The following is a 12,282-nucleotide window of genomic DNA, read 5'->3' as shown; positions in this document are numbered from 1 at the left end:
CTTGGGGATTTTTAGAGGAAAGATGGTAGTTAAATCAATTACATTTTAAATGAGTCTCCATTACAAAGATGCAAAAATATTATGAAAGAAAACAATCACTTTATAATAAAATTAACCGGTACTTTCTTAATAAAATCATTTAAATTCAGCCTACAATTAGGAATTTATTCAAAATAAATAGTTGCAAATTCCTTATTGATGGTTATATTTGTATTTATAAATCACTCACCAAAATAAAATACGCATGAGGCAATTTTTTTATCTGATTTTTTTAATGACGTTGATACAACCAACATTTAACAGTATCTTGGCACAAGGCAAAGTTCTCGATTGGGAAAATCCCGAAGTTTTTGCAGTAAATACCGAAAAGACAAGGGCTACGGCAATTCCGTATGCCAGTGAGCAGACAGCCATTGCCGACGAGTATGAACATTCACCCTATTATCAGTCGCTCAACGGCATATGGAAGTTCCACTGGGTACCCAGGATTGCTGAAGTACCGACCGGTTTCTTTAATGAAAACTATGATGACAGCGCGTGGGGTAAAATACCCGTACCGGGCAACTGGGAGTTCAACGGTTATGGTCTTCCCTATTACGTGAACATCGGCTACGGGTTTCCGGTGAACCCTCCCCATATCGACCGGAACGATTCTCCGGCAGGATCCTACCGGCAGATATTCAACATTCCATATACATGGAACGGCAGAAGAGTATTCCTCCATTTTGAAGGGGGTACCAACTTCATGGTTGTTTTTGTGAACGGTAAGCAAGTGGGCATCAATAAAAATGCCAAGAGCCCTGCCGAATTCGATATCACTCCCTATATCCGTCCGGGAGAGAACCTCCTGGCATGCCAAGTGCATAAATTCAGCGACGGCTCCTACCTTGAAGACCAGGATATGTGGCGTCTGGGAGGGATCAATCGCAATGTTTACCTCTACAGCACAGCTGATACGCGTATCCAGGATTTTTTTGCCCACCCTGGCCTGGACAATGACTACCGTCACGGACAATTCAGTATAGAAGTGGAATTAAAAAATTATACGGACCAGGATCAAAACCGTTCCCTGGAGGTTTCCATCCTCGATAAAAACGGAAAGAGTGTATTCCGCCAGGCAAAAAATACAACCATAGGTGCTTCACTGTCCGGAGGGATCAGCCTCTCGGGAAGAGTATCCAATCCGGCCAAATGGACGGCCGAAACGCCCAACCTCTACACCCTTCTCCTGACCCTCAAAGATGAAAAAGGCAACCTGGTTGAAACAACCTCCTCGAAGATAGGATTTCGCAGAGTAGAAATCAAGGACGGGCAGTTGTTGGTGAACGGACAAAAAATATACCTGAAGGGGGTCAACCTGCATGAATTCAATACCAATAAAGGACAAGTAGTGGATAAAGAAACCATGATGCGGAATCTGCAATTGATGAAAGAGTTAAATATCAATGCAGTCCGTACATCCCATTACCCGCAACAACCACTTTGGTACAAATTATGTGATGAATACGGTATTTATCTTGTAGACGAAGCCAATCTGGAATCACACGGACTGGGTTACGGTCCCGACAACGTCTCCAACTTCCCGGAGTGGCATGCACAACATATGGACCGTATCTACCGTTTGGTGGAAAGGGACAAGAACCATCCCTCGGTCATAATCTGGTCGTTAGGCAACGAGGCCGGTAACGGGAAAGCATTCTTCGACATGTATGACTGGGCCAAGCAACGCGACCCGACCCGCCCCGTGCAATATGAACAGGCCGGCCGCGACCGCAACACCGATATCATCTGCCCCATGTATCCTTCATGGAACAGCATGAAACGTGATGCTGCTCAAGACCTCGGGCGCCCCTTTATCATGTGTGAATATGCCCATGCCATGGGGAACAGCATGGGGAACTTCCCCGAATACTGGGAACTGATGCGCAGCAGTAAAAATATGCAGGGCGGTTTCATCTGGGAATGGTATAATCACGGGTATGCTGCCCACGACGAGCAGGGACGTTCCTACTGGGCATATGGGGGCGACCTGGGGGGATATAACAAAATGAACGATGGCAATTTCTGTATGGACGGATTGATTACCCCCGACCAGAATTATATGCCCCACACCCATATCGTAAAGAAAGTCTACCAGAATATTCTTTTTGAGGTAAAAGACCCGGACAAGGGACTTATTACCGTAGTCAACGATTTCAAATTCACCGCCCTGACCAATGAGGCGTATGCTTATAAATGGGTCTTGCTTAAAAATGGTGAAGAAATGGCGGAAGGGGATTTTACGGTGGAAGTACCGGCCAACTCTAAAAAAGATGTTCAACTGAAGCTTCCGGCCATAGAACCCGAAAACGGCACGGAATATTTTCTCCGACTCTTTGCCTACGACAAGAAAGGAAACAGGTTTATTAAACCCGGCTTTGAAATGGCTAAAGAGGAATTCGCCTTCGGAACCAATAATTATTTCGTTTCAACAGATCGTAAGGGAACGGTGAACTTGTCCCGGAAAGATGAAACCGTGACCGTTACTTCGGGGAATGTGGAATATATCTTTTCGCTGAAAGACGGCAGGTCCCTGGTCAGCGCAAAAGCAGATGGACAAAATATCTTCAAGGAGTTACCCCGGCTGAATTTCTGGAGAGCGCCGCTCGATAATGACTTCGGCTCCAACGAACAATACCACCTCCGCCTATGGGATGCGGCAGGACATAATGTGATCTGGAGTTACCGTAAAATGGAAGAGAAAAATGATGGTGTGTCATTCATGTATCGTGCCAAGCTTCGGGGTATTGAAGCTTTTGTGGATATCACTTACACCGTGAATAATGACGGAAGCCTGACTACCGGACTCCATTACCAGGCGCAAAGTGATGATCTGCCGGAGATAATGCGTTTCGGCATGTTGATGATATTACCGGAAGAATATGCACAATTCCGCTGGTACGGCCGAGGACCGTGGGAGAATTACGTGGATCGCAATACCGATACTTTTATGGGTATATGGGAAGGCCTCGTAAAAGACCAGGCATACACTTACTACCGTCCCCAGGAAACTGGGAACAAAACGGATGTGCGCTGGCTTACACTTCAAAATAGCGCAGGTAAAGGCATCCGGATTGATGGGGCACAGCCGCTTTCAGTAAGTGCGACCAATTATCGCCCTGAAGACCTCGATCCGGGAATGACCAAGAAACAACAGCATTGGTCGGATGTGATTCCCCGTAAGGAAACTGTACTCTGCATTGATTTGTTCCAGCGTGGAGTTGGCGGATTAAATTCGTGGGGTGCCAGACCGTTAGACCAATACAGGTTCTCCGGCAAGGAATACAAGTATAGCTATACGATCGGCATTTCGGGAAAGTAAAAGATTGAAGAGATCAAACAGGCCGGAGGCTAAAAGTGCCTCCGGTTTTTTTGTGGTACATTACATCAACCCGAAATGCTGCAGCGCTTTTAGTACACCATCATTATCTACGGAATCAGTAACATAATCTGCCGCCTGTTTAACGTTCTCTTTTGCATTTCTCATCGCCACACCGATACCGGCACGGCGGAGCATCTCAATATCATTGCCTCCATCACCAAAAGCCATCGTTTCATCTAGTGAAAATCCATAATAATTGCAGAGCTGATCAATACCGACACCTTTGTCTACCCCTTTCGCTATCACATCGGCGAAAGTGGGGTACCATCGCATAGCCGAACAATTGGGCAACCGGCTCATCACCTCTTCCTCCTGAGATTCTTTGAAAAATGCCGTCAACTGAAACAGTTCTTTATCCCGGTAATAATCCAACGCATGCTTTGGAAAACTCTCTTCCTGTTTCAGTAATTTCATCAGATACTTTGCCTCTTCATCAACATAATTGAGAGATAACTTGTGCTCTTCAACAAAAAGACAGGGAAATTCCTTTTCCTGCTGCAGATAATCAATAAAATGATTTATATCTGCCGGGGCAATACTCTTTTTGAATATCACATTATCTGTCCCTTGCAGGCAGTAACAGCCGTTCATCGTAATATATCCGTCGAATTCCATATCGTCGAGATTATTGATAGATGAAAAATGCCGGCCGGTGGCAATAAATACTTTAACTCCTTTATTCCTGATCGTCTCGATCGCTTTTCGGGTGGAATCGGGTATCCGATGTGTGTTGAAACTGACTAATGTACCGTCAATATCAAAGAAAATTCCTTTAACCATAAATCTTTTTTACCTTACTTTTTCCTTTCTCACTGTTTACTTAGCAGTTCACGCGCTTTTTCAATAATAGTGTCCTTGTTTTTCTGACGGTCCCCTTCCAACATGCTTACATATATATCGGGTTCCACGCCAAATTCGATATGTTCTTTTTCTGCATTGAACATGGGAGATGCTGAAAAACGAACCGACCAGCCATTGGGCAATTCAGAGGTAAAAGGCAATCCGCTCCCCCCCCCGGTCCTGTCCCCCATCACAGTGACATTGGAAGCATATTTCATAATACTGACAAACTCGTTGGTAGCACTGTAACACCCTCTGTTGGTAAGAACGACTACCGGTTTCTGGTAACGTATCCTATTGGAACTCTCCACATATTTGGGGTAAAGCGGCGAGAATTCATCATGCCCCGGACCGACTTTATGAGAGATATAACCAATGAGGCGGCGTTCGTTAAAAAAACGACTTGTGATTCTTTCCACATTGGTTAAGCTGCCACCGCCATTGCTTCTGACATCAAAAATAAGTCCTTTGCATATAGCCATCCGGTTTAGGACCTCACTGAGATTTCCCTCACCCACGTCATTGGAGAAACTGCCGTAATAGATGTAACCGACATTATCTTCGAATATTTTGTATCTCATTCCGGATGCAATACCATAATCATTACCGAGATAGTGTTTCTGGATGGCCTGGTCAAAATTAGAGGGGTAATCTTCATGCCACTCCCAATAACGGGTTATATCATGTGCGGCGGTCAAATTCACATGACCGTCTTTCAATTCGGCAAGCATCAATCCCATCAACCTGAACAGGCCTTCACTATCTATATCGGGAGAAATACGCCTACTATAATTATTGTATACCTCTGCCCAATCAATATCCTTATACTCGAAAAAACAATAATTCCGGTCAAGGATCGTCCATAACGCATCGAAATTACCTTGAGGATTATTGTCGAACTGTACATCCAGGTCATCACACCCCAACCAAAAGGCAGGTAGCAATAATAGAAGAATGCTACATATAGGATGAGAAACGACTAAACACCAAGAGATACGGGCTGGACAGAACATTATCACATTATTTACAAGGAATTTTGCTGACCCGTCTCGCATGCCGCCCCCCTTCAAATGGTGTATTGAGGAAGGTCACTAATATTTCATAAATCTCCTCTTCATTCAATAACCTACCCGGCAGAGCAAGTACGTTTGCGTCATTGTGCGCCCGGGCAAAGGCGGCCACTTGCGTATTCCAACAGAGGGCTGCCCGCACCCCCTGATGCTTATTCAATGCCATACTGATGCCTATTCCTGTTCCACAGATAGCTACACCCGGATAGCACTCACCACTTTCTATGGCTTGTCCCAAGGGATGAGCATAATCGGGATAGTCGCTGGTTTCCTCGGAATATGCGCCAAAATCACGATAAGGAATACCCTTATCCTCAAGCACTTTAATAATAAATTGCTTTGCTTTATAACCTGCATGATCGGATGCGAGTCCAATGGGTTTTACTGAATTATCAAATAAAGCCATATCGTTTGATTTAAATAAAGATAGTCGTCGGCAATACACCCACGACCCTCCATTCTTTTTATTATAACAGTTTTTTCACCTGTTCGTAAACATTCTTACCTGTATATCCCAATTTTTCATCAAGCACTTTATATGGTGCCGAAAAACCAAAGGAATTCATACCCCAGACTGTTCCGTCGGCACCGACCAATCCCTCTAAAGTAACGGGAAGTCCTGCCGTAAGACCAAATTTTTTCTTTCCATTTGGCAATACCCTCTGCTGGTAGTCCATAGGTTGTGCCCTAAACAATCCTTCCGAAGGAACAGATACAATACGCACCTTTATTCCATCTCCACGTAACAAATCAGCTCCCTCCACCAGGGTAGCTACTTCTGATCCCGATGCAAGCAGTATAACATCATATCCGGCATCTTCCTGTACAATGTAAGCCCCCTTTTCCGCATTCAATGCTTCATTGAATCGGGACTCACAGGCAGGCAAGTCTTTAATATCCTGACGTGACAGGATCAACCCGGTAGGTGTTTCGTTATTTTCTATTGCCATTTTCCAGGCGACAGTCGTCTCATTGGCGTCGGCGGGACGAAGTACAAGCATGGAATTCTTACCATGATGGTTCTGTAATTTCTCCAGCAGTCGGATTTGTGCTTCTTGCTCGACAGGTTGGTGAGTAGGACCATCTTCCCCCACCCGGAATGCATCATGTGTCCATATAAAGATAACGGGCGTTTGCATCAGTGCCGCTACCCGGATGGCCGGCTTCATATAGTCGGAGAAAACAAAGAAAGTCCCACAAGCGGGAATCACTCCCCCATGCAGACTCATCCCGATATTGAGGCAAGCCATAGTAAATTCGGACACTCCTACCTGAAGGAACGCCCCAGAGAAGTCGTTTTTCTCCAAGGCTTTCGTATATTTCAAAAAACCATCTGTCTTATCCGAATTGGAGAGGTCGGCAGATGAAACGATCATATTCTCCACTTGTTTAGCCAGTTCCCCTAATACGGCAGCCGAAGCGGCACGCGTAGCAGCACTTGGCTTCTGCTGGATGGCAGACCAGTTGATTTGCGGCAATTCACGCGCGAACCACTTATTTTTCTTCTCTGCCAGCTCGGGGTTTGCCTTGCCCCATTCCTGCAACTTCACTCTCTTTGCCGATACAATTTCTTTTAATTGTTCCTTACGGGAAGCATACAACTTTTCTGCTTCAGGAAAAATCACAAAAGGATTTTCAGGATCACCTCCCAAATTTTTGATGGTTTGCCCAAAATCGGCACCTGCAGCACTTAATGGTTGTCCATGCGTAGACACCTGACATTCAAAGGATGTACAATCTGCAGCCAAAGCACCGCGTCCCATTACGGTATTTCCTATAATGAGTGTCGGTTTCTCATTTTCAGCTTTCGCCGCATTCAACGCACGACGAATCTCTTCTACATTATTACCGTCAATACTAATTACGTTCCAGTTCCATGCTTCATATTTTTTTGCCACATCTTCACTGGTCACTACCTCGGTTGTGGTAGAAAGCTGGATATTGTTGGAATCATAAAACATGATAAGATTACTTAGACCCAAATGGCCGGCAATACGCCCTACCCCTTGTGAAATTTCTTCCTGGATACCACCGTCGGAGATATAACTATAAATGGTATGGTCGATGACATTCCCCAGCCGTGCCTGTAAAAATTTGGCCGCTATCGCTGCACCGGCAGCATAAGCATGCCCTTGTCCCAACGGACCCGATGTATTTTCGATTCCCCGTGCCACATCAATTTCGGGATGTCCGGGAGTAGGACTTCCCCACTGGCGGAATTCCTTCAACTCATCTAATGAAAATTTACCACTGAGGCAAAGCACAGAGTAAAGCATTGGCGACATATGTCCCGGATCCAGAAAAAAACGATCTCTTGATTCCCATGTCGGATCTTCGGGATCATACTCCAAAAATTCAGAAAAAAGGACATTGATAAAATCTGCTCCTCCCATTGCTCCACCGGGATGGCCTGATTTTGCACGCTCTACCATTGATGCCGAAAGTATTCGAATGTTATCGGCCGCTTTGTTCATTAATGCAGGATCGTTCATAAACATCGATAATATATAAAGTCTTAAGTTATAATTTGTATCCAGTTTAACGCTGACAGAGTCAATTAGTGACAAAGATACTTCTTTTTTTAATTGTAAGGGGTGAAATAATTGATATGTTTATTACTTTTTTAGCATGATTCCAAGGATTTTTTACCGTTTCTTACCGGTTGGAAAGAGGAATATTGTTACTTTTACACTCTTATTCGGTGATTATTCAGTAGTTGTTCGGGCATAATCCCGCAAAGCGGGAAATAACGCACGAAGTGCAAATAACACGAGCGAAATGAGTAAATAATGGGGCTAAGTAAGAATAAAATAAAATATATCAAGTCGTTGGGAGAAAAAAAGTTCCGCAACGAGCACAATACTTTTGTAGCTGAAGGAGCAAAACTGGTTTTCGACCTGTTGGGTACCTGCCATTGCCAGTTAATTGCGGCACTTCCTCCTATCTTAGCTTCCTATCCTGAATTAAAAGCCGAAGAGATTATTACGGCACATGAAAGTGAGTTGAAAAAAGCCACTTTCCTAAAAACAGCTCCGCAAATGATGGGTGTTTTCTACCGCCCTTCTCAGGAAATCGGGGAAATTGATCCCGATAACCAACTATATCTCGTACTGGACGGGATTCAGGATCCGGGAAATATGGGAACTATTGTCCGTATTGCCGACTGGTTCGGCATCGAGCATATCATCTGTTCACCCGACACGGCTGATATCTTTAACCCTAAGACGGTACAAGCTACCATGGGAGCCATTGCCCGAGTAAAAGTATTTTACACCGATCTCCCGGATTTCCTGAAAGCGCATACACACCTGCCCATTTACGGCACCTTTCTGGAAGGTGAAGATATCTATTCGGCAGCACTTTCCGGCAACGGTTTCATTGTAATGGGAAGCGAAGGCCGGGGCATTAGCTGTGAGGTGGAAAAGTGGATAAATAAAAAACTTTTTATTCCGGGCTATCCGGAGGAAAGAGTCTCTTCCGAATCACTAAATGTAGCAGCTGCCACGGCTATTACCTGTGCGGAGTTCCGGCGTTCATTACGATTTATGGATATCAAGGAAGCTACAATATAAAGAAAATTCACACACTTGTAAAATCGTTTTACATACAGAACACCCCCACCTACCGACATTCATCTGTATTTCAGACTAATACAATCTCGGCACGAAGTTTGTATGGATATAGTTATTTTATCTCGAATTCCAACAACAATAATATGCATAGGATTTTATTTTTCAGGTATTTTTTTACAAGATTACAAGAGAATAATATAATACAATTATCCATACTTATTTCTCTGCTTTTACTGATTTCATGTACCGAATCAAAGGAGAAGAGTGTCGTTCAAACAACAAGAACCGAGGCTGTAAAGGAGAAGCCTTCCCCTGTAAAAACAGCATTAGCGGACACATTGACGGATGTACAAAAGATCATGGGACTGACAAGACTTGGGACAGAGGTAAAATATAACTTCGTGTTCTACCACCAGTTGCCTTTCGACTGGGACGAACTGATAGAATCATCCATACCCGCTGTTCTGGCTACTCAGGACATATACGAGTATTGCAGGGAATTGGAAAAGATCTGCGCACGGTTGAGTGACGGGCATACAGGGATTACCTATTCATACCTTTCCCGCTCTTCCGAAAAAATAGCCACCCCTCCATTCACCACCCGTCTTTTCAACAACAAGGTCCATATCGACAATATATACAACGATCTCCTTTCAGATATGGGAATGGAAAAAGGAATGGAGATGGTAAAAATTAATGGAATGGATGTCCATGAATACATCAACGCATATGTGAGACCCTATATTTGTTCATCTACACCCCAATGGACAGATTATGTGATTTTTAATAAGAATGAACTGTCCCGGGGAAAAATAACGGATACCTTGGTAATAGAGCTGAAAGGGACAAACGATGAGCCCTTGGAAATGAAAATAGACAGGGGGATGGCATGGAAGAAAAAGGATACTTCCATTTTTGATTTCAACCTGTTGGAAGGAAATATCGGCCATTTGAAAATAAGCACATTCAGGAATAACTATTCTAACCAACAATTTAGGGCGCAATTTGACAAGATATATGAGGAAATTCTTCAAACCGATGCGTTGGTCATCGACATCAGGAATAATAGTGGCGGCAATTCGGCTAACGGGGATTATATTTTAGGACACCTGACCGACGAACCTTTCGTTGCAGGAGGAAAGTGGCAAAGTCGTAAATATATCCCATTTTCCGCTTCAAGGGGTTGGAAAGAACAATGGTATGACGGCGAAGAATATACAGCCCCTTCAATTGCCGAAAAGAAAATATATAAAAAACCTGTTGCTGTATTGATCGGTGAAGGGACAATATCCGCGGCGGAAAATTTTTGTGCCGCATTCCGTGGTATGAAGAGAGGTTTGTTAATAGGAGTTCCAACAGCAGGCAGCAGTGGAAATCCCGTAACAGAGCCTTTGATAAAAAACATAGTGGATGTAAGGATTTGTACGAAAAAAAATTATATGGTGGACGGTAAAGAGTTTATCGGGATAGGAATAATCCCGGATATAAGAATCCGGGATACTTTCAATGATTTTTTAGCCAACCGGGACATCACTTTAGAAGAAGGACTTCTCCGGTTGAAAATTGCGAACCGCAATTGATTATCTTCAAGCCTTCTCCAAATGGGGGAAGCACCCTTGACAAAACAGAGACACTTAGTTCGGTGATAGACAAGTCGTAATATAGCCATTATCTTTAGTTCGTACCGGACAAAAAAATCACGTATATAAAAATACGTGATCACCTAAAACAAATCTAAAAAGGATAAAACCCCACTCTCGTGAGGATTGGGTGGAAAACGGGGCTCGAACCCGCGACCTTCGGAACCACAATCCGACGCTCTAACCAGCTGAGCTACATCCACCATGTCTCAAATCGAGTGCAAAGGTACATCTTTTTTCTAAATCCACATACAAAAAAATAAAATTTTCATCGGATATATCTTTCTTGCCTGAAAAAATAGTATATTTACAGAATATTAATGTGCCACGGACAAGTCCAGGCAAAACTGGCTTTCCTTTCGGCTTTTACTGTATTTACAAAATAAAAACGTATCGACTGTGTCAAATAAAGTCAAACTGTCCGTATTGGGAATATCCTTTAGCCAAGTTCAGGCCGGTGCCTATGCACTTATTTTCGCCGAAGAGAATGGTATCCGCCGGTTACCAATTGTCATCGGAACACCTGAAGCTCAATCCATTGCCATCGTAATGGAGGGGATTACTCCTCCCAGGCCTCTATCGCACGATTTGATATGCACTATATGGCATGAGTTAGGTATCGAGTTGCTGGAGGTACTGATCCATAAATTTGAAGATGGTGCATTTTTTTCGGAATTACTGCTGTTGCAAAACGGGAAAGAGTACCGTATCGACTCCCGCACTTCCGACGCGGTAGCACTAGCCATACGCACCCATTCTCCTGTTTACACTACAGAGGAAATCATGCAGAAGATGGCGATCGTCTTCGATGAGCATACCCCGGCCGGTGCGTCGGAGATGAAAGGCAATGAAACAATCCGAAAAGACGAGGAACTATCGGATCTCCAGTTGGAAGCACTGAAAGATCGTCTCGATGATGCTGTGCAGAATGAGAATTATGAACTGGCCACACAGCTGCGTGATGAAATTAACCGAAGGGAAAATAAATTCTGAGTGCGGACTTATGGCAGACACACTTTTCTATTCTCCCGGTATCCTGCAAAGTCACCTGCTTCCCGAGAAGGAGTCGCAGCATTGTGTAAAAGTGCTTCGTATGCGGGAAGGGGAGTTTTTAATGACTACCGACGGGAAAGGCTTTTTTTATGAGTGTACCCTTCTCCGGGCCGACCCGAGACAATGCCTGGTGAATATTGAAAAGAGGATTGAAAAACCGAAGGGGTGGAATTACAGGCTCCGGATAGCTTTTGCCCCTACCAAGCAGATGGAGAGGAACGAATGGTTCGTAGAAAAAGCCGTTGAAATCGGTATTGATGGATTTATCCCCATCGTCTGCCATTATTCAGAACGAAAAGAAATAAAAAAAGAACGCCTGGAAAAGATAGCCATTTCAGCAATGAAACAATCACAACAGGCCCTCCTACCTAACATTGAGTCACTTACCACATTTGAAGAGTTTATCACCCGATTTTTCGACGGAAAGAAGTACATTGCCCATTGTTACGATCTACCCAAAACACCGTTGGCTCAATTGCATAAAAGAGGGGAGGATGCCCTTATCCTTATAGGCCCCGAGGGAGATTTTAGCCGGGAAGAGGTGGAAAAAGCTATTGCAGCCGGTTTTGAACCGATCACATTGGGTGAGTCACGGCTCAGGACTGAGACTGCTTGCCTGGCAGCCATACATACCGTCCATGTAATAAACTCCCTGTAATAATCCATTCCCGGACAAATCATTTTTC

At 44.1% G+C, this 12,282-nt stretch carries 9 protein-coding genes and 1 tRNA gene; 5 read left to right on the top strand and 5 right to left on the bottom strand.

The window, feature by feature from the left end; translation table 11 throughout:
• Positions 1–244: 244 nt before the first annotated feature.
• Positions 245–3,361: a glycoside hydrolase family 2 TIM barrel-domain containing protein gene (locus B4G81_RS08710; RefSeq protein ID WP_294081602.1), complete on the top strand. Its 3,117-nt coding sequence runs from the start codon at positions 245–247 to the stop codon at positions 3,359–3,361.
• Between the two features lie 60 nt (positions 3,362–3,421).
• Here B4G81_RS08710 and B4G81_RS08705 read toward each other — a convergent pair whose 3' ends face one another.
• The 4 genes from B4G81_RS08705 to B4G81_RS08690 all read right to left on the bottom strand — a co-directional run bounded on the left by B4G81_RS08705 (position 3,422) and on the right by B4G81_RS08690 (position 7,823).
• Entirely contained in the window at positions 3,422–4,201 is a 780-nt protein-coding gene (locus B4G81_RS08705) for a Cof-type HAD-IIB family hydrolase (protein WP_294081601.1), read from the bottom strand.
• Between the two features lie 29 nt (positions 4,202–4,230).
• Positions 4,231–5,274 carry a S41 family peptidase gene (locus B4G81_RS08700; RefSeq protein ID WP_294081600.1) on the bottom strand — a complete coding sequence of 348 codons (1,044 nt, stop codon included), beginning with the start codon at positions 5,272–5,274 and terminating at the stop codon, positions 4,231–4,233.
• A gap of 7 nt (positions 5,275–5,281) precedes the next feature.
• Positions 5,282–5,737 (bottom strand): ribose 5-phosphate isomerase B, encoded by a 456-nt coding sequence (rpiB, locus tag B4G81_RS08695; protein WP_294081599.1) that lies wholly within the window; start codon positions 5,735–5,737, stop codon positions 5,282–5,284.
• A 61-nt stretch (positions 5,738–5,798) separates the two neighbouring features.
• Entirely contained in the window at positions 5,799–7,823 is a 2,025-nt protein-coding gene (locus tag B4G81_RS08690; RefSeq protein WP_294081598.1) for a transketolase family protein, read from the bottom strand.
• Positions 7,824–8,120: 297 nt separating this feature from the next.
• Here B4G81_RS08690 and B4G81_RS08685 point away from each other — a divergent pair, with 297 nt between their 5' ends.
• Together B4G81_RS08685 and B4G81_RS08680 are read left to right on the top strand one after the other, a co-directional pair.
• The gene (locus B4G81_RS08685) at positions 8,121–8,903 is read left to right on the top strand and encodes an RNA methyltransferase (RefSeq protein WP_294081597.1); all 783 of its coding nucleotides are present in this window, start codon (positions 8,121–8,123) and stop codon (positions 8,901–8,903) included.
• Between the two features lie 143 nt (positions 8,904–9,046).
• Positions 9,047–10,483 carry a S41 family peptidase gene (locus tag B4G81_RS08680; protein WP_294081596.1) on the top strand — a complete coding sequence of 479 codons (1,437 nt, stop codon included), beginning with the start codon at positions 9,047–9,049 and terminating at the stop codon, positions 10,481–10,483.
• A gap of 188 nt (positions 10,484–10,671) precedes the next feature.
• Here B4G81_RS08680 and B4G81_RS08675 read toward each other — a convergent pair.
• Positions 10,672–10,747: transfer RNA gene (locus tag B4G81_RS08675), tRNA-His, on the bottom strand.
• 195 nt (positions 10,748–10,942) lie between these two features.
• Here B4G81_RS08675 and B4G81_RS08670 point away from each other — a divergent pair.
• Positions 10,943–11,536 (top strand): bifunctional nuclease domain-containing protein, encoded by a 594-nt coding sequence (locus B4G81_RS08670; protein ID WP_294081595.1) that lies wholly within the window; start codon positions 10,943–10,945, stop codon positions 11,534–11,536.
• 10 nt (positions 11,537–11,546) lie between these two features.
• Positions 11,547–12,254: a 16S rRNA (uracil(1498)-N(3))-methyltransferase gene (locus B4G81_RS08665; protein WP_294081594.1), complete on the top strand. Its 708-nt coding sequence runs from the start codon at positions 11,547–11,549 to the stop codon at positions 12,252–12,254.
• Positions 12,255–12,282 lie beyond the last annotated feature (28 nt).

Source organism: Proteiniphilum sp. UBA5384, assembly GCF_002410825.1.
Classification (GTDB): Bacteria; Bacteroidota; Bacteroidia; order Bacteroidales; family Dysgonomonadaceae; genus Proteiniphilum.
The sequence above is the reverse complement of the archived record's forward strand: the minus strand, read 5'-3'. Positions and strand labels throughout refer to the sequence as shown.